This is a genomic window from Salinibacterium sp. ZJ70 (assembly GCF_011751865.2).
Classification (GTDB): domain Bacteria; phylum Actinomycetota; class Actinomycetes; order Actinomycetales; family Microbacteriaceae; genus Homoserinibacter.
Genome location: NZ_CP061770.1, coordinates 1,928,573 through 1,952,737, shown reverse-complemented (window position 1 = coordinate 1,952,737; position 24,165 = coordinate 1,928,573). Strand labels below are relative to the sequence as shown.

The following is a 24,165-nucleotide window of genomic DNA, read 5'->3' as shown; positions in this document are numbered from 1 at the left end:
GCCCACATCCTTCAGTCCCACTCTCCGGAGAGGGCGGATGCTGCGCTGGGGCACCAGGGATCGCGGTCGACCGGCCGCGGCGCACAACTGAGAAGACGCAGCACGGCCTTGCCGTGCCTGCAGGAAAGGAACGGCTATGGCCGTCGTCACCATTCGCCAGCTGCTCGACAGCGGCGTCCACTTCGGACACCAGACCCGCCGCTGGAACCCGAAGGTCAAGCGCTTCATCCTCACCGAGCGCTCGGGCATCCACATCATCGACCTCCAGAAGTCGCTGGGCTACATCGACAACGCCTACGAGTTCGTCAAGGAGACCGTCGCGCACGGCGGCACCATCCTCTTCGTGGGCACCAAGAAGCAGGCCCAGGAGGCCATCGCCGAGCAGGCGACCCGCGTCGGCCAGCCGTACGTCAACCAGCGTTGGCTCGGCGGTCTGCTCACCAACTTCCAGACGGTCTCCAAGCGCCTCGCGCGCATGAAGGAGCTCGAGGAGATCGACTTCGACGACACGACGAAGGGCTTCACCAAGAAGGAGCTCCTCATCAAGAAGCGCGAGCTCGACAAGCTTCACAAGACCCTCGGTGGAATCCGCAACCTCACCAAGACCCCGAGCGCCATCTGGGTCGTCGACTCCAAGCGCGAGCACCTCGCGGTCGACGAGGCGAAGAAGCTCGGCATCCCCGTGATCGGCATCCTCGACACGAACGCCGACCCCGACGAGCTCCAGTACCCGATCCCGGGCAACGACGACGCGATCCGCTCGGTGGGCCTGCTCACCCGCATCATCGCCGACGCCGCTGCTGAGGGCCTGATCCAGCGCCACCAGAAGCCGGCCGCCGAGGGCAACGTCTCGGCCGTCGAGCCGCTCGCCGAGTGGGAGCGCGAGCTTCTCGAGGCGCCCGCTGAGGCCGCTGCCGAGGCTGTCGTCGAAGAGGCTGTCGCCGAGGAGGCTGTCGTCGAGGCTGTCGCCGAGGAGGCCGTTGTCGAGGCTGTCGCCGAGGAGGCCGTTGTCGAGGCTGTCGCCGAGGAGGCCGCTGCTGAGGCCCCCGAGGCCGAGGCCAAGTAACTCCCCTCCGTAGTCCGAACAAAGAGTTAGGAACACATCCATGGCAAACTTCAGCCTGGAAGACGTGAAGGTCCTGCGCGAGCGCCTCGGCACCGGCATGGTCGACACCAAGAACGCCCTCGTCGAAGCCGATGGCGACATGGAGAAGGCCGTTGAGATCCTGCGCCTCAAGGGCGCGAAGGGCAACGCGAAGCGCGCTGACCGCTCCACGAGCGAGGGCCTCGTCGCCGTCGCCGAGGGCGATGGTGCTGTGACGCTCATCGAGCTCGCGTGCGAGACCGACTTCGTCGCGAAGAACGAGAAGTTCGTCGCGCTGGCCGACAAGGTCGTCGCGGCTGTCTCGGCTGCTGGCGCGGACTCGCTCGAGTCGGCCCTCGCGGCCGAAATCGACGGTGGCACCGTGGGCGCCCTCATCGAGGAGCAGGCTGCGACCATCGGCGAGAAGATCGAGCTGCGTCGCGTGGCCCGCATCGCCGGCGACAAGTTCGAGGTCTACCTGCACCGCACGTCGAAGGACCTGCCCCCGCAGATCGGCGTTGTCGTCGCCTACACGGGTGACGATGCCGAGACCGCTCGCGGCATCGCGCAGCACATCTCGTTCGCCGACCCGGCGTACCTCACTCGTGAGGACGTTCCGGCCGCCGACGTCGAGAACGAGCGTCGCATCGTCGAGCAGATCAGCCGCGAGGAGGGCAAGCCGGAGGCCGCCCTCCCGAAGATCGTCGAGGGTCGCCTCGGTGCCTACTTCAAGCAGGTCGCCCTGCTCGAGCAGGACTACGCGCGCGACAACAAGCTCTCGATCGCCAAGGTCGTGGAAGACGCCGGTATCACCGTGACGGGCTTCGCCCGCTTCAAGGTCGGCGCCTAAGCACAAGCTGTCAGAGGACCCGGCACCCCGTGAGGGTGTCGGGTCCTCTGTGTTTCCGGGAACCCGGCGCGCACCGTTCGTCTGCCCGTTGATGCGTCATCTAAGATGGTGACGCACACCGTGTTGGCTCTCAGCCATCCCCTCGCGCGGCTCGATGCTCTCATCTCGCATCCCCTCCCGAGGAGCCCCTTGAAGAATTCCACCCGTGCTGCACTGCTCTGTGCCGCCCTCAGTGCCCTCATGGTCGCCGGAACCGCCGGTCCGGCAATCGCCGACGAAGGCGACGACGATCTGATCTACAACGCCACCACCGTCTGGGCCGAGGTCGACCACGAAACGCCGCAGATCCGCGATGCGCAGAGCCGCTACGAGGACATTCTGGGCACCGGGGTCGAGCTGGCCATCGGATGGGCGACTGATGCGTTCGACGGCATCTTCTATGAGTGGTATATCGCCGGCCACCGCATCGATTGGGATTCGGCTTCTCAGCCTCAGATCAACCATGGGGGTGCGTCGACACTCCACTACCTCGGCACAGCAGGCGATGATGGGGAATACGAGGTTGCCGCCAGACTCGAGATCGAAGGAAGCTACGCCCGTTGGACGCTGACCCAGACCGCGGGGACACCGTCCGTCGTGCGCGCTAGTGTCGATCTCGGCGCTGACGGCTACGAGGATGTGACGACGGTCACGGCGAACTCGGCGGTTGTCATCGCCGACTCCCGTCACGGAGACCCCGTCATCGGGCTCTCTGTCTCGGGAACCGACGCGAATCTCACCGCGGAGCCTGGAGACGGCTACGCCTCGTGGGAGGCTCTGCTCGATCAGCCGTCCGTCGCCGTCGTCGCAGTGCAGGATTACGCCGCCTGCCAGCAGGACGAGGTCGTCGCCCAGATGATCTCGCGGGTCGCCAACCTGAACGATGGATTCGGGGCGAGCCTGCACGGCGCCCTCGAGTGCGCCTCGGTGGTTGCGCCCGCCGCACTCAGCGAGGGCTCGGCCACATCCCAGACGCTTCCGTATGCGGTCGATCCAGCGATCGACGCGGCACTGAGCAACCGGCCGAACTACCCTCGTCGTGGCGCCTACCTGAGTGACCCGACTGTCGTCGAGCACCGGTTCGTCGGCGGTCCGGCAGGCGTCGACTTCGCGTTCGACCCGGCAACGGCGCAGGTCGCCATGACCGGTGCGCCCACCGAGGCGGGAGTATTCACCGTCACGCTGCTCACCTTCCACACCAACGCTGAGGACTACGTCGGATGGACGCCGGACGACGAAGTGGTCTGGGGCCACCCGCTGACAGCGACCTTCACGGTCACCGTCGACGCCAATGACACCCTCGCCGCGACCGGGTTGTCGGCGAACACCTGGCTGATCGCCGGACTGGCCGCGGTGGCAGCGATGCTCGGTATGACGCTCGTGCGCCGTAGCGCGTCGGCTCGATAGCGCTCAGTACCCACGGCCGCTGCGCCCGTCTGCATGGACGGCGCAGCGGCCGTCGTGCATCCCGGGGCTCCCGCGAGAGTCCGAGCGTGACCCGGTACGATCTCTTACGGCCCACCGGCCACGTCACCCCTTCGGAAGGACCCCCATGTCGAAGCGCCGCCGCGTTCTGCTCAAGCTCTCGGGTGAAGCGTTCGGTGGTGGTTCTCTCGGTGTGAACCCCGACGTCATCTCCGCGATCGCGAAGGAGATCGCCGCGGTCACCCCGAACGACGAGAAGGACCCCGAGGGCGTGGAGGTTGCGATCGTCGTCGGCGGCGGCAACTTCTTCCGCGGCGCGGAGCTCAGCCAGCGAGGCATGGACCGCGGACGCGCCGACTACATGGGCATGCTCGGCACCGTCATGAATGCTCTCGCGCTGCAGGACTTCCTCGAGCAGGCGGGCGCGCAGGTGCGCGTGCAGTCGGCGATCTCGATGATGCAGGTCGCCGAGTCGTACATCCCGCTGCGTGCAGAGCGCCACCTCGAGAAGGGCCGCGTCGTGATCTTCGGCGCGGGTGCTGGCCTGCCGTACTTCTCCACCGACACCGTGAGCGCACAGCGGGCGCTCGAGATCGGCGCGGAGGCCGTGCTCGTCGCCAAGAACGGCGTCGACGGCGTCTACACCGCTGACCCCCGCACTGACGCGACGGCCACCAAGCTCGACCGCGTCACCTTCCAGGACGCCCTCGTGCAGGGCCTCAAGGTCGTCGACTCGACCGCATTCAGCCTCTGCATGGACAACGGCATGCCCATGCACGTGTTCGGCATGGAGCCCGCCGGCAACATCACGCGTGCTCTCCGCGGCGAGCACATCGGCACGCTCGTCGAGGCGTGAGCGACCGCTACAGCGACGATGTCCTCGCGGGCGACTGGCGCGCCCGGGGGCGCCAGGTCGTGCCTGCCGTCGAGGCCACGAAGGATCTCGTCGTGGAACTCGCGGACGGCTTCGTGGGAGCAGTGGTCGGCGTCGAGAAGGGCAATGTCGGGCTCGAGGATCGCCACGGCAAGGTGCGCTGGTTCCCGCTCGGGGGCGGCTACCTCGTGGATGGCGCCCCGGCGACCCTCATCGCTCCGAAGGTCGCGGCGCCTCAGCGGCTCTTCACGGCCTCTGGCGCGCGCGCGATGCCGCAGGAGCGCGCCCGTGTGGCGCGCGCGAGCCGCATTCTGGTGGAGGGCCGCCACGACGCGGAGCTCGTGGAGAAGGTCTGGGGATCGGACCTGCGTGCCGAGGGCGTCGTCGTCGAGTACCTCGAGGGTGTCGATCACCTGCCCGAGGTGCTCGCCGAGCTACGACCCGGCCCTGGCCTCCGGATCGGCGTGCTCGTCGATCACCTCGTGCCGGGCTCCAAGGAGCAGCGGATCGCCCAGCAGGTGCAGGGCGAGCACGTGCTGGTCGTCGGGCACCCGTATATCGATGTCTGGCAGGCGGTGCGCCCTGAGCGCATCGGCATCGGCGCCTGGCCCGTCGTGCCGCGTGGTGTCGAATGGAAGCACGGCGTGTGCGAGGCGCTCGGCTGGCCGCACGAGGACCAGGCGGATATCGCCTCCGCGTGGCAGCGGATCCTCGGTTCAGTGCGCACTTACACCGACCTCGAGCCGAGCCTTCTGGGGCGCGTCGAGCAGCTGATCGACTTCGTCGCCGCCGCGGATCACTAAGCTGGGGGAACGGACACCGCGTAACACCGAAGGAGCCACCCCCGTGATCAGTGACGTTCTGGCTGACGCCAAAGACAAGATGGACCGGGCTGTGGAGTTCGCGAAGGAGGACTTCGCGACCGTTCGCACCGGACGCGCGAACCCTGCTCTCTTCCAGAAGATCATGGTCGACTACTACGGCACGCCCACGCCCCTCGGCCAGCTTGCAGGCCTGCAGAACCCCGAGGCGCGCACGATCGTCATCACGCCCTACGACAAGGCGGCGCTGAAGGAGATCGAGAAGGCGATCGTCGCGTACCCGAACCTCGGAGCGAACCCCACCAACGACGGCAACATCGTGCGTGTGACCATGCCGGAGCTCACCGAGGAGCGCCGCAAGGAGTACGTGAAGATCGCCCGCGGCAAGGGCGAGGACGCGAAGGTCACCCTGCGGAACCTCCGCCGCAAGGCCAAGGACGACCTCGACGCGATCAAGGAGGTCGGCGAGGACGAGGTGGCGCGCGCCGAGAAGGAGCTCGACGCCATCACGAAGGCGCACGTCGACGCCATCGACGAGGCGCTCAAGCGCAAGGAAGCCGAGCTTCTCGAGGTCTGATGGCCGACTCCGACGACCCCCATCGCGCGAAGAAGCGCTCCCCGCTCGACGAGATCGAGGCGAGGGCGCTTCGCACGCGGCGCGAGATCGAGCACCACGCGCAGCACGCGCGTGAGGAATTCGAAGCACAGGTCAAGCTCGCGCGCGACCAGTTCGACGCCACGCAGGAGAAGATCAACCAGCGCACGGGGCGCAACCTGCTCGCTGCGATCGCGATCGGCGTGGTGCTCGGCTCGATCCTGCTGGTGAGCCTGATGTTCTACACCGAGCTGTTCATGCTCTTCGCCATGGTGCTCGTCGGGCTCACGGTGTTCGAACTCTCGAGCGCGCTGCGCGGCGGAGGTCGTGACGTGCCGCGGGTCGCCTCGATCGTGGTGGCCGTCGCGATGGTGCCTGCGGCGTTCTACCTCGGCGTGCCGGGCCTGTGGATCGCGGTGCTGGCAGGCATCACGATCATCACCCTCTGGCGCATCGTGGAGCTGGCGTTCCCGGCGGGACGTGCCCCGTGGCGGAACGTCATGGCGGACGTGGGTGCCGGGGTGTTCGTGCAGCTGTACGTGACCTTCCTGGCGGGCTTCTATGTGGTGCTGTCGGGGCAGAGCGCGCAGGGCGGCCAGTGGTGGCTTCTCGCGGGTCTGATCATCGTCGTCTCAACAGATGTGGGCGCGTACGCGTCGGGGCTCAGCTTCGGCAAGCATCCGATGGCACCCAAGATCAGCCCCAAGAAGACCTGGGAGGGCTTCGCGGGTGCCGCTGTGGTGGCGATGACCGCGGGAGCTCTGCTCGCGTGGCTGATGCTGCAGCAGCCGTGGTGGCTCGGCGTGATCATGGGCCTCTCGGTGATGCTCGTGAGCACCATGGGAGATCTCGTCGAATCGCTCATCAAGCGCGAGCTCGGCATCAAGGACATCTCCAGCTGGCTCCCGGGGCACGGCGGGTTCCTCGACCGGCTCGATTCGATCCTGCCGTCGGCGGCGGTCATCTACGCGTTCTTCCTGATCTTCCATTGAGCAGTTGGTCGGTCGCGGCCGACTAACATGTGCGAGTGAGCATGACCTTCCCGCACGCGCGCAAGAACCGTCCCGGCTACGACATCGATGAGGTCGATGAGTTCCTCGAGGAGGCTCGTCGCGCATACACCGCGGAGCAGGACTGGGATCAGGCCGACGCCACGATGACGTCCGAACGCATCCGAACGACCGGCTTCACGGTGCGAAAGGGCGGCTACTCGATCACGAACGTCGACGCCGCACTCGAGCGTCTCGAGGATGCCTTCGCGGCGCGTGAGCGTGAGCGCGAGCGGGCGCGGGTGGGCGACGAGGCGTGGTTCGCAGAGGCGCGCGAGGCGGCGCAGGTCATCCTCGATCGCGTCGTGCGGCCCGAGGGCCGCCGATTCCAGCGGGTGAGCATCTTCAGCCGGGGATACTCGGTGGCGGATGTCGACGCGTTCGCCGACCGCGTCGCACGGTACTTCCAGTCGGGAGTGCCGCTGTCGACCGAGGAGGTGCGCACTGTCGCCTTCCGTCCGCAGCGCGGCGGCTACCGCGAGATCCAGGTGGATCTGGTGCTCGACGAGGTCACGCGCGTGATGCTGGCTGTCGCCTGAGAAGGTCCGTGACCGGAGCGGCATGGGCCTCGACATCCATGACCTTCTCGGAAAGCGTCGCTACACTGGTGCGACTGTGAGCGGAATTCGGCGTCGTCAGACACAACCACAGCCGCCCGAACTGGGCGCGGCAGTTGCGCGCGCCTCGAACGCGCGCGGCACCACGCGCTCTCGTACGGTGCTCGGCATGTTCGCGTATCTCGCATCCATCGGGCTCGTCGCGGGGCTCCTCGTCGAACCCACGGGCTACAGCAACGCCGCGACCATCCCCGAGGACTCCCCGCAGGCTCAGGCCTTCTCGGACGCGCAGACGATCGATGTGGACGAGAGCGCGCAGGCGTCGCTCGCCGCCATCGCCCGTGATGGCTTCGATGTCATCAAGCCGAAGCCGGTGGCACCTGCTGCGACAGGCGGCCGTGCCGCACCGGCGGCAGGCACGCCTGACCCGGGATCCGCCAAGGCGATCGCCTACGACATGGTGATGGCGCGCGGATGGGGCGAGGGCGAGTACGACTGCCTCGTGGCGCTCTGGAACAAGGAATCTCACTGGAACGTCTACGCGCACAACAAGAGCTCCGGCGCGTACGGCATCCCGCAGGCGCTCCCCGGAAGCAAGATGGCCAGCGCGGGCGAGGATTGGGCCACGAACCCGGTCACCCAGATCACGTGGGGCCTCGGCTACATCAGCGGACGCTACGGAACGCCGTGCGGCGCGTGGGGCCACTCGCAGGCCAAGAACTGGTACTGAGCGCGGTGACGCCTGCGTCGCCTGCCTAGACTTGACGCATGCCCCGTTCCCGCCGACCCCGCCGCGGCGCACGTGATGAGGAGCCGGAGCCCCTCGACGTCGAGCGGATCCTCGGAGGCATGCGCCGCACCGAGACGCGCCGCGACGGCACCTGGAATGTGCAGACGCAGAGCGCGGCAGCATCCGTGAAGGAGTACACGTGCCCCGGTTGCGGGCTCGTGGTCCCGTCTGCCACCGCGCACATCGTCGCCTGGCGCGCCGACGGTCTCTTCGGCGAGGAGGCGGACCTCGCTGCTCGCCGCCACTGGCACACCCACTGTTGGAGGATCACCGCATGACCGCCATCTCCGGAGGCATCGAGCTTCCCGCGTTCCGCGAGGACATCGAGCTGACGACAGCTGACGGTCTGACACTCGTGGGCGAGCTCTCGCTGCCGGAGGCCGCGGACCCCGTGGCCACGCTCGTGTGCCTGCACCCGCTGCCGACCCACGGCGGCTTCATGGACTCCCACATCATCCGCAAGGCGGCGGCCCGGCTGCCGGCGCTCGCGGACATCGCGGTGCTGCGCTTCAACTTCCGTGGCGTCACATCGCCGCGCGGCACGAGCGAGGGTGCATTCGGCGAGGGCATCGACGAGCGTCACGACCTCGCCGCAGCGATGGCGTTCGTGGCGCTGCGAGGCCTTCCGGCGCCGTGGCTGCTCGGCTGGTCGTTCGGCACCGAAGTCACACTCAGGTACGGGCTCGAGCATCCGATCGAGGGCGCCATTCTGCTGTCGCCTCCTCTGCATCGCGCGAGCGCTGAGGACGTCGCCGCGTGGGCGGGCCGCCGCGAGAAGCTCGTCGCTGTCGTGCCGGAGCTCGATGACTACCTGCGCCCTGCCGAGGCTGCAGAGCGCTTCGCCTCGGTTCCCGAGCTCGAGCTGGTGGCCGTCGAGGGCGGCAAGCACCTGTGGGTGGGGGAGAAGCAGACCTCGCGCGTACTGAGCGAGATCGTGCGTCAGATCAATCCGGCCAAGCTCCCGCTGCCCACGGAGTGGCCTCCGAGCGCCTGAACCGCGTGAGCGGCGCCTACAGCTCGTTCTGGCGGGGGATGACGACCTGCTTGACGATGAGCAGGATCGACGCCGCCACAGGGATCGCCACGAGCGCTCCGAGGAGACCCAGCAGCGTTCCTCCCGCGAGAGCCGCGATCACGACGACGACACCGGGCACCTTGACCGCGCGGTTCATGATGCGCGGGCTCAGCAGGTACGCCTCCACCTGCATGTAGATCAGGTACCAGATCGCGACGATGAGCACGGCCGGCCATGCGTCGAAGAAGAACACGAACAGCGTGATGACGACCGAGCCCGAGATCGTTCCCACGAGCGGAACGAGCGAGAAGAGGAACGCGATGAACGCGAGGAGCGCCGTGTACTCGATCGGGTCGTTGAGGATCCACCCGAGCACGGTGAGGAACAGGAACGTCAGGATGCCGTTGGTGGCGCCCAGCGAGATCTGGCCGACGACGTAGCGGCCGACCGAGTTGGAGATCTGCTCCGAGATGTCGATGAACTTCTCGCGCTTGGACGCGGGAACGAGCTGGTAGAGGCCGCGCTTGATTCCCGAGAGGGAGGCGACGAAGTACAGGGTGAGGATGAGCACGATGAGTGCGCCGAACACACCGCTGGCGATCGTGAAGACCGTGTTGAGCACACCGGAGGTGATCTCCTGCAGGTTGCTCGTGAAGAAGTCCTCGACGCCCTGAACCACCTTGTCGTAGTCGAGCCAGGGGAACGTCGTCGTGAACCAGGTCTGGACGCCCTCGGCGTCGCCGATGCCGCTGATGAGGTCGGGGACCTGCTTGAGCAGGTTGCCCACCTGGTCGGCGATCACGGGGACGATCGCGAAGATGAGTCCCGCGAAGACGCCGAGGATGAGCGTCAGCACGATCACGATCGCGAGGGGGCGCGGCACCTTGTGCTTCTCGAGGAATGAGACAGCAGGGTCGACACCGAGCGCGAGGAACAGCGCCGCACCCACATAGGTGAGGATCGTCGCGAGCGTCGCCAGCCCGTTGCCGAGTGCGAGCGCGACGAGCACACCCAGCCCGCCGAAGAGACCGATGCGGAAACTGTTCTGGATCTTCACGACGACTCCCTTGCTCCCACGAACGTAGGTTCAGGGACAGGGTAGCCCTCAGCTCTCCGTGGTCGTGTGAGCGGCCTCTCGTGTGTCCTCGGTGTCGGCCGCGGCGTCATCGGCATCCGGCGTTTCCGGGGCCTTCGGCGCGTCCTCAGGCTCGACGTCGGACGGCAGCGCGGTGACCGCGGCGGGCGCCGCACTGGGCTCATCGTCGCCCGGAACCGGGAACCCCGCGAGCGGCATCACGAGCTTGTCGGCACCCGCGAGCAGACCCTTGAGGCTCTCGAAGTAGCTGGCGACGGACTCGCGCTCCACGCGGATCCGCGCGAGACGCTCTTCCGCATCCGCGAGGAGCGCACGAGCCTGTGCGTCCGCTTCCGCGACGATGCGCTTCGCGGTGGCTTCGGCGTCGCGCACAGCCGCGGTCGCCGCCGTGCGGGCGTTCTCGCTGATCTGGCGAGCCTCCACCTTCGCGACGTTCTCGAGCGAGTCGACCTCGGCGCGCTTCTCGGCGGCGCGAGCGCTTGCCTCCTGGAGCTCGGCAGTTGCCTCGTCGAGGTACTTCTGCGTCGCGGCGGCGGCCTCCTGGTGCTTGGAGAGGTAGTCCTTCTCGGCTTCGTCGCGACGGGCGGCGAGCTCGACGTCGAGGTCGGCGCGCGCCTGCTCGGCGAGGGCCTGCAGGCGCGACGCCTGCTCGGCGTTCTCGTGCTCGATGCGGGCGCGGTGCGCCTCCTGCTCGGCGGCGAGCTCGTCGCGCACGCGTGCGGCCTCGCGCGCGACGTCGGTGCGGAGCTTCTCGGTCTCGGACGCGGCGGTGGCGCGCAGCTGAGCGGCCTCCTGCTCGGCCTCGGCGCGCAGCGCGGCCGTCTCGGCCGCGAGGGCCTCGCGAGCGGCCTGCAGCTCGGCGGCCCAGCCCTCTCGCGCGGACGACTCCTCGGTCTGCCACGCGGCAAGGGCGGCCGCGAGCTCGGTCTCCTGTGCGGAGCGGACGTGGGCGAGCTCGGTCGTGAGCGTGCGGCGCGTGGTCGCGACCTCGCTGTCGATCGCCTCGCGCTCGGTGCGGAGGGCGACGTCGTGCGCCTCCCGCTCAGCGGCGATCGCGGCGTCGTGGCTCTCACGCTCGGCCTTGAGGGCTGCCGCGTGTGCGTCGCGCTCTGCACGCAGCTCGGCGGCCTGGGACTCCCGTGCGGCCTGGAGCTCGGCCGCCTGCGCCTCGCGCAGGGTCTGCAGCTCTCCGGCCTGCGCCTCGCGGGCGGACGTGAGCTCGGCGTTCAGTCGGCTGCGCGCGCTCGTGACCTCGGCCTCGAGGGCGGCCCGCGTGGAGGCGACCTCGGACTCGAGCGATGCCTTGGTCGTCGTGACCTCGGCCTCCAGGGCGGACTTGGTGCTCGCAACCTCGGCATCGAGCGCCGTGCGAGCCGCCGACAGTTCGGCCTCGAGCTGCGTGCGTGCGCTCGAGGTCTCGTTGTCGAGGGCGGCGCGTGCCTCCGAGAGCTGGGTCTCGAGGGCGGCGGTGCGCTGCGCGATCTCTGCTTCGAGGGCGGCGCGGGCGTTGGCGGTCTCGGCGGCCAGGGCGGCGCGATCGGACGCCGTGGCCCCCGCGAGTTCGGCGCGGGCCTTCTCGGTGTCGGCGGCGAGGGCGGCGGCGGCGGCCTCCGTGTCGATGCGCAGGGCTTCGCGCTTCTCGGCGATCTCGCGCTCGAGGTCGGTGCGTCCCTGTTCGATGTCGTGGGCGAGGGCGGCGCGCGCACGAGCGTCCTCCGCCTCGAACTCGGCACGGCGTCGCTCGGTGTCACGGGCGAGCTCGGCGGCGGCGTCGCGGGCCTCGGCGACTTCGCGCTGGGCGACGACGCGCAGCTCGGCGAGCTCCCGCTCGACCTCGGCGCGCAACGCTGTGGCCTCGCGGCGGGCACCGGCGCGGGCTTCGGCGGCCTCCGTCGCGACGGCTCCGCGGATGGCCGCTGCTTCGCGCAGGGCCTCCTGCGTGGTCGATTCGGCGTCGAGTTTGGCGCGCGTCACAAGCGCATCCGCTTCGTCGCGGGCGGTTGCCAGAAGACGGTCGCTGTCGGACTGCGCATCCTGGATGAGGCGTCCGCTCGTCTCAGCGGCCTCAGCGCGGAGGGCATCGATCTCGTGCTGGACGGATGCGCGCATCCGCTCGGCGTCGATATCGGCCTGTGCGATGAGGCGCGTGGACTGCTCTTCCGCGATGCGGAGCGTGTTCTCGAGCTTCGTGCCGAGGCCCGAGTAGGTGGGGCTGCCCACCTCATCGATCTCTGCCTGCAGGTCGTCGGCGAGCGCCTGAAGGCGCTTGACCTCCTTGAGGGCGTCGGCCCGGTCGGAGGTCGCCTTGATGAGGTCGCGTCGAAGGGATGTGACCGTCTGGTCGACTTCGTCCTTCTTATAGCCGCGAAGCTCGGTACTGAATCCCGCGTCGTCTGCCGCCACGTGCGCTCCTCGTTCGGGAAAGGTCTGGGGTTCGGGCCATCGGTGGTCCGGAACCCTCCCGAGTGTAATCGGCGCAGGGGTCGACGGCGTGCCAGGTGCTGAAGATCGATCAGGTGACTCCCAGGGTTCTCCCCGGAGCCATCCGGGGTGAGACACACCATGTCCGCTAACCTTGGGTGTCTTTGCCTGCTGCCTCGCTCGCCCCCATGCGAGATCCGCAGCCCTTCGGGGCGGCGCGGACCGACCGGACACCTCCGCTCGGGCAGCTCGAGAGGAGTAAATCTGTGCGATTCGTCATCGCGATCGTGCTGTTCGTCGCCGCCGTCATCACGGCGGGCATCGGCGTCGCACAGCGCACCATCTGGCAGGGTCCCGATCACCTGACCACCGCCGTCGAGATCGAGGGCGATGTGCCCTTCGTCATCGTCGACGGCACCATTCTCAACAGCAACACCGGCTCGCAGCTCGTCTCCGCGGCGGATTCCGAGACGGTGTTCATGGCCTACGGACGCACGAGCGACGTCGTCGCCTGGGTCGGCGACGCCCCCAACGCGCTCATCACCCTCGACGAGGAGACCGGTGAGACCGTCGTCGAGGAGGTCGACGGCACCGAGACCCAGAACCCCTCGCCGGTCGGATCCGACCTGTGGCTGGCCGAGTTCAGCAGCCCCGACAGCGAGCTCACCCGCCGCATCAACGTCCCCGCGGACGTCTCGCTGCTCCTGGCGAGTGACGGAACGGCTCCCGCCCCGTCCGCCGTCTCGGTGACGTGGCCTCTCGACAACTCCACCCCGTGGTCGGGTCCGCTCATCGTGACCGGCATCGGCCTGCTGCTCCTCGGGCTCATCGTCCTGCTGTGGGCGCTCATCCACGCCCGTCGCAAGCACGGACCTCGTCGCAAGACCACCAAGATGCCCAAGCCCCCGAAGCCCGCGCAGCTCAAGCCCGCGCCGCGCCGCGCCGCCCTCACCGCTCCTCTCAAGGGACGCCGCCGCACGTTCACCGCGATCCCCGTGCTGCTCGTCGGCGCCCTCGCTCTCGGCGGCTGCACCGCCGACGGCGCCATCGCGCCCGCGGAGTCGCCCGACCCCTCGGCGGCTTCCGAGACCCCCGAATTCGAGCCGCCCGTCGCGACCAAGTCGCAGGTGGAGCGCATCATCTCGCGCATCGTCGAGACCGTCACCGCGGCAGACGCCGCCAAGGACGAGGCCGCCGCGAGCACGCGTCTCGCGGGCCCCGCGCTCGAAGCTCGCGCCGCGAACTACAAGGCGACCACCGCAGACCCCGCGATCCCCGCGATCGCCGCGTTCCCCGCCGGCGAGGTCGAGCTCATCGTGCCGCAGCAGCTGCACGTGTGGCCGCGCATCGTGTTCGCATCGATCGCCGGTGCCGAGAATGACGACTACGGCGTGATGCTCGTGCAGGAGAGCCCTCGCGACCAGTACAAGGTGCACTACCTGCTGCGCCTGACGCAGTCGATTCCCGAGATGGCGCCCGCCGACCTCGGTGCCGCGTCCCTCGCGCCCGACAACAAGCTGCTCGCCTACACGCCCGGTCAGCTCGCCACCCAGTACGGCGACCTGCTCATCAACGGCGACGCCTCCGCGTTCGCGGCGATCTTCGATCCGGAGAACGACCTCGTGCGCGAGAACCTCGGCGCCGCGCAGAAGGAAGCGCGTCGCGCCGAGATCGGCACCGCGGTGTTCGAGTTCACCAGCCAGCCCGGCACCGCAGCGCCGTACGCGATGACGACGCTCGACACGGGAGCGATCGTCGCCGTCGACATCCGCGAGAGCGAGACGGTCAGGCCCGCGGAGACGGGCGCCGCAATCAACCCGAAGGGCACCGTGAAGGCGCTGTCGGGGAAGACCACGACGACCAAGGGCTTCACGAGCGTGTACGCCACGCAGGTGCTCTTCTACGTGCCGCCGCTCACCGCGGAAGGCGAGAAGGTGCGTGTTCTGGGCTTCGCGCAGAACATCGTGTCGGCGACCGAAGTACCGTAGACCACGTGAGCGAACTGCCCCCGTCGAGCCTTCGAGGCGCTGTCGACCTGTCCGGACTTGTCCGTCGCGCGAACGCGCCCGCCCCGAGCGGGCAGCCGAGCGCACCACAGAGGGGCGCGTCGTCGCTCGTCTTCGAGACGAATGATGCCGAGTTCCCGAGTGTGCTCGAGCTGTCGAACCGCGTGCCGGTCGTCGTCGAGATCATCGCGCCCGGGCTCGAGAGCGCACTCGGTCCGATCGTCGAGTCGTTCGGCGGACGCCTCGTGCTCGCCGTCGTCGACGGTTCGACGAACCCGGGCCTCGCGCAGGCGTTCCAGGTGCGCGAGGTGCCCGCTGTCGCCGCGGTGATCGCCGGCCGGCCCGTGAACCTGTTCCTCGGCATCCCCGCGGAGGAGGAGGTGCGCCAGGTGTTCGAGGAGCTGCTGGCGCTCGCCGCTCAGCACGGCGTCACCGGCAGCGTTCCTGCGGGCGACGGTGAGGCCGCCGAGGCCGCCGAGCCGGAGGAGGAGCCGCTGCCGCCGCTCCACCAGGCCGCCTATGACGCGATCAACGAGGGCGATTACCCCGCGGCGATCGAGGCATACCGCAAGGCGATCACCGAGAACCCGCGCGACGCGCTCGCGGTCGCGGGCCTTGCGCAGGTGTCGCTGCTGAACCGCCTCACCGGCAAGACAGCCGCCGCGATCCGGGATGCGGCGGCCGCGAACCCGACGGACGTCGACGCCCAGCTCGATGTCGCCGACCTCGACATGAGCGGCGGACACCTCGAGGACGCGTTCACGCGCCTGCTCGAGCTCTACCCGGTGGCCGACGCGGATGGCAAGAACCGCATCCGCGAGCGCATGGTCGAGTTCTTCGAGATCGGCGGGCCCGAGGACCCTCGCGTCGCCGCCGCGCGTCGCGCGCTCACGCTCCTGATGTACTGACGCGCGTCACGTACTGACGCGCGTCACGCGCGGCGCAGCCAGATCGCCCCGAGCGGCGGCAGGGTGAGCACCGTCGACGCGGGCTGGCCGTGCCACGGCTCGTCGGTCGCGGTGACCCGGCCGAGGTTGCCGACGCCGGATCCGCCGAACTCCTCGGCATCCGAGTTCAGCACCTCGATCCAGTCGCCGCCTGCGGGGAGCCCCACGCGGTACGGCCCCACAGGATTGCCGCCGAAGTTCACGACGCACACGATGGTGTCGCCTCCGCGCGCGCGGCGCAGGATGGCGACGACGTTCGCCCCGGGATCGCTCTCCAGCAGCTCGAAGCCGGACGGGTCCGCATCGAGCTCCCACAGCGCCGGTGTCTCGCGATACACGCGATTCAGCTGCGTGACGAGTCGGCTGATGCCCTGGTGGGCGGGCTTCTCGCTCATCGCCCAGTCGAGCCCGCGCGCCTCCGACCATTCGGATGGCTGAGCGAACTCGGAGCCCATGAAGAGCAGCTGCTTGCCGGGGTGCGCCCACATGAACGACAGGTAGGCGCGCACGTTCGCGAGCTTCTGCCAGTGATCGCCCGGCATCTTTCCCAGCAGCGAGCCCTTGCCGTGCACCACCTCGTCGTGGCTGATGGGCAGCAGGAACGCCTCGCTGAAGGCGTAGACGAACGAGAAGGTGATCTCGCCGTGGTGGTCGCCGCGCCACATCGGATCCTGCTGGATGTACTGCAGGCTGTCGTGCATCCACCCCATGTTCCACTTGAGCCCGAAGCCGAGGCCCGCTCTGTCGGTGGGGGCGGTGACGCCGGGGAACGACGTCGATTCCTCGGCGATCATCACGATCCCGCGGTTGCGCTTGTAGGCGGTCGCGTTGACTTCCTGGAGGAACGAGATGGCCTCGAGGTTCTCCCGCCCGCCGTGCACATTGGGCACCCATTCGCCCGCCTTGCGGGAGTAGTCGCGGTACAGCATGCTCGCGACGGCGTCCACGCGGAGACCATCGATGTGGAACTCCTCGAGCCAGTACAGGGCGTTCGCGACGAGGAAGTTGCGCACCTGCGAGTCGCCGAAGTCGAACACGAGCGTGCCCCAGTCGGGGTGTTCGCCCACGCGCGGATCCGCGTACTCGTAGAGCGGTTCGCCGTCGAAGCGCGCGAGCGCCCACTCATCCTTCGGGAAGTGGGCGGGAACCCAGTCCATGATCACGCCGATGCCCGCCTGGTGGAGGCGGTCGATGAGGTAGCGGAGGTCATCAGGATGCCCGAAGCGGCTCGTGGGTGCGTAGTAGCCCGTCACCTGGTAGCCCCACGAACCTCCGTAGGGGTGCTCGGCGAGCGGCATGAACTCCACGTGGGTGAACCCGAGCTCGGTGACGTAGGCGATGAGCTCATCCGCCGCGTCCCGGTACGAGAGTCCCGGCTTCCAGGAGCCCAGGTGCAGCTCGTAGACGCTCATCGCCTGCTGGTGCGGGTCGCGTTCGCCGCGGTCTGTCATCCATGTCGCGTCATTCCACACGTAGGTGGTCTCGCCGATCACGGACCCGGTCTGCGGGGGAATCTCGGTGAAGCGCGCCATCGGATCCGCACGCGTCGCCCACTCTCCTTGGGCTGTGAGGATCTCGAACTTGTAGATGCTGCCGGCGCCGAGGCCCGGCACGAAGAGCTCCCACACGCCCGTGTCGGTGAGGCGGCGCATCGCGTGCCCCGCGCCGTTCCAGCCGTTGACGTCGCCCACGACGCGGACGGCGCGCGCGTGCGGCGCCCACACGACGAATCCCGTTCCGGGGGTGCTCTCGTGGGTCTTCACATGCGCGCCGAAGACCTTCCAGAGCTGCTCATGGCGCCCCTCGCCCCACAGGAACAGGTCGACCTCGCCGATGGACGGTCCGAAGCGGTACGGATCGCCGGTTCGCCAGTCGGGAGCGTCCGCGTAGCGCGCGACGATGTCGTACGCCTGCGCATCCGGCGCGACACCCTGCCAGAGCCCATGCGCCACATGTGCGAGCGGCACCTCCGTGCCGTCCGCGCGCACGGCGACGACCGACTCGGCCAGCGGGCGCACCGCGCGGATCACCCAGGCGTCACCGATCCGGTGCTGCCCGAGCCATTCGTGGGGGTTCGGGTGGCGGCCCTCGACGAGGCTCAGCACGAGCTCCGCGTCGAGGAGGGGCAGGGCGGCGCTCGGGCTCATCTCAGTGTCCCTTCGTGCGGTCGACGGAGAGGATGTGCACGGGCTCGACGAAGGCATCGAGCCGCACATAGTCGTGTTCGCCCCACGTCCACATGGCTCCCGTGACGAGGTCGCGCACGGTGAACGTCGACCCCGGAGCGATGCCGAGCGCGTCGAGATCCAGGTGCACCGTCGTCTCGCGCACCGAGTGCGGGTCGAGGTTCGCGACGACGATGATCGTGTCGGGGCGTCCTGTGCCGGTGAAGGCGCCGTCGAGGTGACGGGAGTACACGAGGATCGCGTCGTCGTCGCTCCAATGGATGCGCAGACCCCGCAGCTGCGCGAGCGCGGGGTGTTCGGCGCGCACGCGGTTGAGCATCGTGAGGTAGGGGGCGAGGCTGCTGCCCGACGCCTCCGCCGCGGCCCAGTCGCGCTGCTTGTACTCGTACTTCTCGTTGTCGATGTTCTCCTCGGATCCGGGGCGCGCGACATCCTCGAAGAGCTCGTAGCCCGCATAGACGCCCCAGCTGGGCGAGCCCGTCGCCGCGAGCGCCGCGCGCACCTTGTACGCCGCATGGCCCCCGAACTGCAGGTACTCGGTGAGGATGTCGGGCGTGTTCACGAACAGGTTCGGCCGGAAGTAGTCGGCGCTCTCGCCGGCGATCCCGGCGAGGAACTCCTCGAGCTCCTCCTTGGTGTTGCGCCAGGTGAAGTACGAGTACGACTGGTGGAATCCGACGCCCGCGAGCGAGAACATCATCGCCGGACGTGTGAACGCCTCGGCGAGGAACACGACGTCCGGATGCCGGTCGGCGACGACGGCGAGCAGCCACTCCCAGAAGTCGAGAGGCTTGGTGTGAGGGTTGTCGACGCGGAAGATGCGCACGCCGCGGCTGATCCACAGTTCGACGATGCGCAGCACTTCGGCGCGCAGCCCCGCGGGGTCGTTGTCGAAGTTGATCGGATAGATGTCCTGGTACTTCTTGGGCGGGTTCTCGGCGTAGGCGATCGTGCCGTCAGGCCGGTGCGTGAACCATTCGGGATGCTCGGTGACCCACGGGTGGTCGGGGGAGCACTGCAGGGCCAGGTCGAGGGCGATCTCGATGCCGTGCTTCTGGGCCTGTGCCACGAAGTGGGCGAAGTCCTTCTCGGTGCCGAGGTCGGGGTGGATGGCGTCGTGGCCGCCCGCGGCGGAGCCGATGGCCCAGGGGCTGCCAGGATCGCCGGGGCCGGCGACGGTGGAGTTGTTGGGGCCCTTGCGGAACGTGGTGCCGATGGGGTGGATGGGCGGCAGGTAGAGCACGTCGAAGCCCATCGCGGCGACGGCCGGGAGTCGCGTGGCGGCGGTGCGGAACGTGCCCGAGGTCCAGGTGCCGTCGGGGTGGCGGACGGCTCCTTCGGAGCGCGGGAAGAACTCGTACCAGTTGCCCACCGCGGCGCGGCGCCTCTGCACGACGAGATCGAGTGTCTCGGATTCGGTCACGAGCGATCGCAGCGGGTGCCGCGCGATCTGCGCCGTGAGGCGACGGTCGAGCGCCACCTTGAGGCGGTCGGCGGCGGGGCGTGTGCGCTCGGCGAAGGCGGTGCGCGCGTCAGCGGCGATCTTGCCGGGCACACGATCGAGGAGCTCGGCGCCTGCGGCGAACACGAGATCGGGGTCGTCGCCGGCAGCGAGCTTGATCTGGGCGGCGTGCAGCCACGTAGCCCAGTCGTCGGTGTACGCGCGAACCCGGAAACGGTGCCGACCGATCATCGTCATCTGGTGCTCGGCGCGCCAGCGATCGGTGCCCGCTCCCCGCAGGCGCATGGGGAGTATCGCCTCGGTGCCATCGGGCTGGGTCAGGACGACCTCCGCTCCGAGCAGATCGTGGCCCTCGCGGAAGACGGTCGCCTCGAACGGCACCACCTCCGATTCGTAGGCCTTCGCAGGCCAGCGGTTCTCGGGCTGCTGCGGCGCGAGGTGTCGGATGGGGATGCGGCCGACGCGGGCCGCAGGCACCACCGTCTCGAGGGGTTGATCCGTGTGCACGGTTCGACGCTAGCGCCTCCCTGCGCAGAGGCCGAGGGGGACAGCTCCGGGTCCTCCACTTTCGGGGTGCGCCAGGCTGTCAGTGCCGGGTGACGGGTCCGCGCTGTTGACGCGCAGAGGCGACACGACTCGCTGGGGGCGCCGACGCGCCTCCGCTGCTTCTGCGATGAGCCCATGCACCTCGCACGCATAGTGTTGTGCCTGTGAAGGCCATTCGACGTTTCACCGTGCGCACCGTGCTTCCCGAGGCGCTCGCGCCCCTCGAAGAGCTCGCGGCGAACCTGCGCTGGTCATGGCACCAGCCCACCATCGCCCTGTTCCGCGACATCGATCCGGAGCTGTGGGTCGAGCTCGATGGCGACCCGTACCGGATGCAGGGCGAGGTCTCGCCGCAGCGGCTCGAGGAGCTTGCGGGAGATGCGGAGTTCGTGGCGCGCGCGACCGCGCTGCGGGACGAGCTGCGGGCGTACATGGCGGAGCCGCGCTGGTACCAGACGCTCGGCGGCGACGCGCCCCGCACGATCGGCTACTTCTCGCCCGAGTACGGCATCGCCGACGCGCTGCCGCAGTACTCCGGCGGCCTCGGGATCCTCGCGGGTGACCACATCAAATCGGCCTCGGACCTCGGTGTGCCGATCATCGCGGTCGGCCTGTTCTACCGCGCCGGCTACTTCCGGCAGTCGATCTCGCGCGACGGCTGGCAGCAGGAGAGCTACCCGGTGCTCGACCCCGACGGTCTTCCGATGAGCGTGCTGCGCGGGCCGGATGGTGTCGCCGTGCGCATCGTGCTCGCGCTGCCCGATGGGCGAGCGCTCTCGGCACGCGTCTGGAAGCTGGATGTGGGCCGCGTGCCCCTCCTGCTGCTCGACACCGACATCCCCGAGAACACCGACGACCTCCGTTCGGTCACCGACCGCCTCTACGGGGGCGGCGGCGAGCACCGGCTGCTGCAGGAGCTGCTTCTGGGCATCGGAGGCGTGCGTGCCATCGCCCGATTCGCACAGCTCACCGGTGTGCCGGAGCCCGAGGTGTTCCACACCAATGAGGGCCACGCGGGCTTCCTCGGTCTCGAGCGCATCCGCGAACTCGTGGGGGAGGGGGTGCCGTTCTCCGCAGCCCTGCAGATCGTGCGCGCCGGCACCGTCTTCACGACCCACACCCCGGTGGCCGCGGGCATCGACCGCTTCGACATGGGACTCATCGAGCGCTACTTCTCGACCGACCTTCTGCCTGGGGTGGACGTCGCGGATGTGCTCGCCCTCGGCGCAGAGGACTACGAAGGCGGCGACCCCGGCCGGTTCAACATGGCCGTCATGGGGCTGCGGCTCGCGCAGCGCGCCAACGGCGTCTCGCGACTGCACGGCGACGTGAGCCGCCACATGTTCGCGTCGCTCTGGCCCGGCTTCGACGCCGACGAGGTGCCCATCGGATCCATCACCAACGGCGTGCACCCGGCCACCTGGACCGACCGTCAGGTGATCGCGCTCGCCGAGCAGCGCTTCGGCACCGCGGATGCCACGCGCTGCGACTGGACGAGCGACGCCGTGAGCGACACGGAGCTGTGGCAGCTGCGCGGCCGGCTGCGCGAGCAGCTCGTGCACGACGCGCGCCGCCGCGTGTCGGCCGCCTGGGCCGAGCAGAACGCCGGCACGGCCGTGCCGCCCTGGTACGCGGAGCTGCTCTCGCCCGACGTGCTCACGATCGGGTTCGCTCGCCGCGTTCCCACCTACAAGCGCCTGACCCTCATGCTTCACGACCCCGAGCGGCTGAAGCGTCTGCTCACCGACCCTGAGCGCCCCGTGCAGCTCGTGATCGCAGGCAAGTCGCATCCGGCCGACGACGGCGGCAAGCGTCTCATCCAGCTGCTCGTCGAATTCTCGGCCGACCCGGCCGTGCGCGAGCGCATCGTGTTCCTGCCCGACTACGACATCGGCATGGCGCACGTGCTGTACCCCGGCTGCGACGTCTGGCTCAACAACCCCCTGCGACCCTTCGAAGCGTGCGGCACGTCGGGCATGAAAGCGGCCCTCAATGGCAGCCTCAACCTGTCGATCCTCGACGGATGGTGGGACGAGCACTACGACGGACACAACGGGTGGGCGATTCCGACGGCTGACTCCGCGGGCGACTCGGACGAGCGCGACGCTCTCGAAGCGGCCGCGATGTACGACCTCATCGAGCACCAGATCGCGCCCCGGTTCTACGACCGCGGGGTCGACGGGGTGCCGACGGAGTGGATCGCCGACATCCGCCACACCCTCACGACGCTGTCGCCCGAGCTGTCAGCGGACCGCATGGTGCGCGAGTACGTGGAGAACCTCTACGTGCCGGCTGCGCGATCCGAGCGCCGAGTGACCGCGGATGACGCCGCCCCTGCCCGCGCGCTCGCCGCGTGGATCGACCACGTGCGTCGTGCGTGGCCCGACGTGCACGTGTCTCATGTCGAATCGGGTGGCGTCGACTCCTCGCCGCACGTGGGGGAGGAGCTGCGCGTGCGCGCCTATGTGGAGCTCGGCGAGCTCAGCTCGGACGACGTCGCGGTGGAGCTCGTTCACGGCCGCCCGCGCGGAGGTGACGACCTGAGCGATGTCGAGGTCGTGCCGCTGACGCTCGAGAGCCATGACCTCGGACGCCCCGCCGTCTACTCCGGCTCCGTCAGCCTCCACCGCCCCGGAGGCTTCGGCTACACGGTGCGCGTCATCCCGCGACATGAGCTGCTGACGGCCCGTGCCGAGCTCGGCCTCGTCGCGACCGCCTCGTGAGCCGCGCTGACCTGACGTCGTCGACGAGCGCACGACGGCTCGCCCTCATCGGGCTCTACTTCGCGCCCGGCGCAGCCATCGCCTCCTGGGTGACGCGCACGCCAGCCATCCGCGACGCGCTCGGGGCCTCGCTCGCGGAGATGGGGCTCGTGCTGTTCGGGCTCTCCGGAGGCTCGATGGTCGGCATCCTCTCCTCGGGTGCCCTCGTCGCGCGCTTCGGCACCCGCCCCATCATCACGGCGGGAGCCTTCGGCGTCGTCGTGAGCATGGTGGTCATCGGTCTCGGAACGCACCTCGGCTCGATGCCGCTCACGATCGTGGGACTCGCGATCTTCGGGGCGGGCATGGGCGCCGCCGAAGTGGCGATGAACGTCGAAGGCGGTGAGGTGGAGCGGATCATGGGCCGCACCTTCCTGCCGCTCCTGCACGGCTGCTTCAGCCTCGGCACCACCGCGGGTGCCGTCGCGGGGATCGTGTTCGCATCCATCGACTTCCCGGTGCTGTGGCACCTGCTGATCGTGGCCATGGTGGCGCTCGCGATCACCGTGCCCGCGGTGCGCGCCCTCCCCTCGGGAGTGGGCCGTTCCGAGCGCGGCCAGGTCCGCGCCTCCGGATCCGGGCGGGAGCTCTGGCGTGACCCGCGCCTGCTGCTCATCGGGGTCGTCATCCTCGCGATGGCGCTCGCCGAAGGCAGCGCCAACGACTGGATCCCGCTTCTCATGGTCGACGACTTCGGCTTCGACGAGGGCTGGGGTTCTGCCGTGTTCGCGGTGTTCGCGGGCGCGATGACGATCGGACGTTTCGCGGGCGGGCCGCTCGTCGACCGATTCGGTCGTCCCGCGATGCTCGCGGTGAGCGCCGTGAGCGCCGTCGTGGGCATCGCCGTCGTCTCGTTCACCGAGTCGCAGGCCGTCGCCGTCGCGGCGATCGTGCTGTGGGGGCTCGGCGCTTCGCTCGGATTCCCCGTCGCGCTGTCGGCGGCGGGAGCATCCGGGCCGGAGCCGGCTCGGCGGATCGCGCTCGCCGCGACCGCCGGCTACGTCGCGTTCCTCGTCGGGCCACCCGTGCTGGGCGTCATCGGCGAAGAGGTGGGGCTGCGGGGCGCGCTCATGGTGCCCCTGGCGCTCGCCGTCATCGGGGTGGTCGCGAGCCTCGGCACCGAGCCGCGTCGGACCGTCGCGAACGCACAGCCCGAATAGGTCTCGTCAGCGGGCGATGTCGGCGACCACGGCATCCGTGACGGACACGAGATCCGCGGGAGCGATGCCGATGTCGAAGCCGCGCCGACCGCCCGAGACGTAGACCACATCCCACAGCTCCGCCGTCTCGTCGAGCACCGTCACATGCCGGTTCTTCTGCCCGATGGGGCTGATCCCGCCCACGATGTAGCCCGTCTTGCGTTCGGCGACCGACGGATCCGCCATGACCGCCTTCTTGCCGCCCGCTGCGGATGCGAGCGCCTTCAGATCGAGCTTCGAGGTGACCGGCACGATGCCCACGACGAGACGCCCGTCGACATCCGCGAGAAGGGTCTTGAACACCTGATCCGGGTCGAGGCCAAGAGCTGTCGCCGCCTCCATGCCGAAGTCGCGGTTCGCCGGGTCGTGCGTGTACGCGTGCTCGGTGAAGCGGATGCCTGCGGCCGTGAGCGCGACCGTCGCCGGAGTCCCACCCGCCAT

At 69.2% G+C, this 24,165-nt stretch carries 20 protein-coding genes; 15 read left to right on the top strand and 5 right to left on the bottom strand.

Features of this window, described 5'->3' with window-relative positions; translation table 11 throughout:
* Nucleotides 1–136: 136 nt before the first annotated feature.
* The 11 genes from rpsB to HCR12_RS09195 all read left to right on the top strand — a co-directional run bounded on the left by rpsB (nucleotide 137) and on the right by HCR12_RS09195 (nucleotide 9,078).
* Complete coding sequence (gene rpsB, locus HCR12_RS09245) at nucleotides 137–1,066, top strand: 30S ribosomal protein S2 (RefSeq protein WP_166865669.1); 930 nt, start codon at nucleotides 137–139, stop codon at nucleotides 1,064–1,066.
* 40 nt (nucleotides 1,067–1,106) lie between these two features.
* Entirely contained in the window at nucleotides 1,107–1,934 is an 828-nt protein-coding gene (gene tsf / locus HCR12_RS09240) for a translation elongation factor Ts (protein ID WP_166865667.1), read from the top strand.
* A gap of 189 nt (nucleotides 1,935–2,123) precedes the next feature.
* Nucleotides 2,124–3,380: a hypothetical protein gene (locus HCR12_RS09235; RefSeq protein ID WP_166865665.1), complete on the top strand. Its 1,257-nt coding sequence runs from the start codon at nucleotides 2,124–2,126 to the stop codon at nucleotides 3,378–3,380.
* Between the two features lie 145 nt (nucleotides 3,381–3,525).
* Nucleotides 3,526–4,254, top strand: a complete 729-nt coding sequence (gene pyrH, locus HCR12_RS09230) for a UMP kinase (protein ID WP_166865663.1) — start codon at nucleotides 3,526–3,528, stop codon at nucleotides 4,252–4,254.
* On the top strand, nucleotides 4,251–5,075 hold the full coding sequence (locus tag HCR12_RS09225) for a DUF3097 domain-containing protein (RefSeq protein WP_166865661.1): 825 nt from the start codon (nucleotides 4,251–4,253) through the stop codon (nucleotides 5,073–5,075). Before pyrH ends, HCR12_RS09225 begins: the two co-directional genes overlap by 4 nt.
* A 43-nt stretch (nucleotides 5,076–5,118) precedes the next feature.
* On the top strand, nucleotides 5,119–5,670 hold the full coding sequence (gene frr, locus HCR12_RS09220) for a ribosome recycling factor (RefSeq protein WP_166865659.1): 552 nt from the start codon (nucleotides 5,119–5,121) through the stop codon (nucleotides 5,668–5,670).
* Entirely contained in the window at nucleotides 5,670–6,680 is a 1,011-nt protein-coding gene (locus HCR12_RS09215) for a phosphatidate cytidylyltransferase (protein WP_166865656.1), read from the top strand. The genes frr and HCR12_RS09215 overlap by 1 nt, the downstream gene beginning before the upstream one ends.
* 41 nt (nucleotides 6,681–6,721) lie before the next feature.
* Complete coding sequence (locus tag HCR12_RS09210; RefSeq protein WP_166867325.1) at nucleotides 6,722–7,276, top strand: DivIVA domain-containing protein; 555 nt, start codon at nucleotides 6,722–6,724, stop codon at nucleotides 7,274–7,276.
* A gap of 187 nt (nucleotides 7,277–7,463) precedes the next feature.
* A complete protein-coding gene (locus tag HCR12_RS09205) occupies nucleotides 7,464–8,024 on the top strand; it encodes an aggregation-promoting factor C-terminal-like domain-containing protein (RefSeq protein ID WP_166865654.1) in 561 nt (186 codons plus the stop codon).
* A 38-nt stretch (nucleotides 8,025–8,062) separates the two neighbouring features.
* Nucleotides 8,063–8,362: a hypothetical protein gene (locus HCR12_RS09200; protein ID WP_191412328.1), complete on the top strand. Its 300-nt coding sequence runs from the start codon at nucleotides 8,063–8,065 to the stop codon at nucleotides 8,360–8,362.
* Entirely contained in the window at nucleotides 8,359–9,078 is a 720-nt protein-coding gene (locus tag HCR12_RS09195) for an alpha/beta hydrolase (RefSeq protein ID WP_166865651.1), read from the top strand. Before HCR12_RS09200 ends, HCR12_RS09195 begins: the two co-directional genes overlap by 4 nt.
* A 16-nt stretch (nucleotides 9,079–9,094) precedes the next feature.
* Here HCR12_RS09195 and HCR12_RS09190 read toward each other — a convergent pair whose 3' ends face one another.
* Both HCR12_RS09190 and HCR12_RS09185 read right to left on the bottom strand, forming a co-directional pair.
* A complete protein-coding gene (locus HCR12_RS09190) occupies nucleotides 9,095–10,156 on the bottom strand; it encodes an AI-2E family transporter (protein WP_166865649.1) in 1,062 nt (353 codons plus the stop codon).
* Nucleotides 10,157–10,204: 48 nt separating this feature from the next.
* A complete protein-coding gene (locus tag HCR12_RS09185; RefSeq protein WP_191412327.1) occupies nucleotides 10,205–12,598 on the bottom strand; it encodes a hypothetical protein in 2,394 nt (797 codons plus the stop codon).
* A 284-nt stretch (nucleotides 12,599–12,882) separates the two neighbouring features.
* Between HCR12_RS09185 and HCR12_RS09180 the strand changes: the two genes are divergently transcribed.
* Nucleotides 12,883–14,604 (top strand): DUF8094 domain-containing protein, encoded by a 1,722-nt coding sequence (locus HCR12_RS09180; protein WP_166865647.1) that lies wholly within the window; start codon nucleotides 12,883–12,885, stop codon nucleotides 14,602–14,604.
* A gap of 5 nt (nucleotides 14,605–14,609) precedes the next feature.
* Nucleotides 14,610–15,530, top strand: coding sequence for a tetratricopeptide repeat protein (locus tag HCR12_RS09175; protein WP_166865645.1), 921 nt, complete (start codon nucleotides 14,610–14,612; stop codon nucleotides 15,528–15,530).
* 23 nt (nucleotides 15,531–15,553) lie between these two features.
* Here HCR12_RS09175 and glgB read toward each other — a convergent pair whose 3' ends face one another.
* Complete coding sequence (glgB, locus tag HCR12_RS09170) at nucleotides 15,554–17,716, bottom strand: 1,4-alpha-glucan branching protein GlgB (RefSeq protein WP_166865643.1); 2,163 nt, start codon at nucleotides 17,714–17,716, stop codon at nucleotides 15,554–15,556.
* 1 nt (nucleotide 17,717) lies between these two features.
* Nucleotides 17,718–19,724, bottom strand: a complete 2,007-nt coding sequence (locus tag HCR12_RS09165; RefSeq protein WP_370589304.1) for an alpha-1,4-glucan--maltose-1-phosphate maltosyltransferase — start codon at nucleotides 19,722–19,724, stop codon at nucleotides 17,718–17,720.
* A 203-nt stretch (nucleotides 19,725–19,927) separates the two neighbouring features.
* On the opposite strand from HCR12_RS09165, the gene glgP reads away from it, so the two are divergent.
* Nucleotides 19,928–22,486, top strand: coding sequence for an alpha-glucan family phosphorylase (glgP, locus tag HCR12_RS09160; protein WP_166865640.1), 2,559 nt, complete (start codon nucleotides 19,928–19,930; stop codon nucleotides 22,484–22,486).
* A complete protein-coding gene (locus HCR12_RS09155; protein ID WP_224763388.1) occupies nucleotides 22,483–23,685 on the top strand; it encodes an MFS transporter in 1,203 nt (400 codons plus the stop codon). The genes glgP and HCR12_RS09155 overlap by 4 nt, the downstream gene beginning before the upstream one ends.
* A 6-nt stretch (nucleotides 23,686–23,691) precedes the next feature.
* Here HCR12_RS09155 and ybaK read toward each other — a convergent pair whose 3' ends face one another.
* On the bottom strand, nucleotides 23,692–24,165 hold the full coding sequence (ybaK, locus tag HCR12_RS09150) for a Cys-tRNA(Pro) deacylase (protein ID WP_166865637.1): 474 nt from the start codon (nucleotides 24,163–24,165) through the stop codon (nucleotides 23,692–23,694).

What these genes read in the sequence shown, in the direction of transcription:
- rpsB (WP_166865669.1), top strand. Translation starts at nt 137, where the DNA reads ATGGCCGTCGTCACCATTCGCCAGCTGCTCGACAGCGGCGTCCACTTC.
- tsf (WP_166865667.1), top strand. Translation starts at nt 1,107, where the DNA reads ATGGCAAACTTCAGCCTGGAAGACGTGAAGGTCCTGCGCGAGCGCCTC.
- pyrH (WP_166865663.1), top strand. Translation starts at nt 3,526, where the DNA reads ATGTCGAAGCGCCGCCGCGTTCTGCTCAAGCTCTCGGGTGAAGCGTTC.
- HCR12_RS09215 (WP_166865656.1), top strand. Translation starts at nt 5,670, where the DNA reads ATGGCCGACTCCGACGACCCCCATCGCGCGAAGAAGCGCTCCCCGCTC.
- HCR12_RS09210 (WP_166867325.1), top strand. Translation starts at nt 6,722, where the DNA reads ATGACCTTCCCGCACGCGCGCAAGAACCGTCCCGGCTACGACATCGAT.
- HCR12_RS09205 (WP_166865654.1), top strand. Translation starts at nt 7,464, where the DNA reads ATGTTCGCGTATCTCGCATCCATCGGGCTCGTCGCGGGGCTCCTCGTC.
- HCR12_RS09200 (WP_191412328.1), top strand. Translation starts at nt 8,063, where the DNA reads ATGCCCCGTTCCCGCCGACCCCGCCGCGGCGCACGTGATGAGGAGCCG.
- HCR12_RS09195 (WP_166865651.1), top strand. Translation starts at nt 8,359, where the DNA reads ATGACCGCCATCTCCGGAGGCATCGAGCTTCCCGCGTTCCGCGAGGAC.
- glgB (WP_166865643.1), bottom strand. Translation starts at nt 17,716, where the DNA reads ATGAGCCCGAGCGCCGCCCTGCCCCTCCTCGACGCGGAGCTCGTGCTG.
- ybaK (WP_166865637.1), bottom strand. Translation starts at nt 24,165, where the DNA reads ATGGCGGGTGGGACTCCGGCGACGGTCGCGCTCACGGCCGCAGGCATC.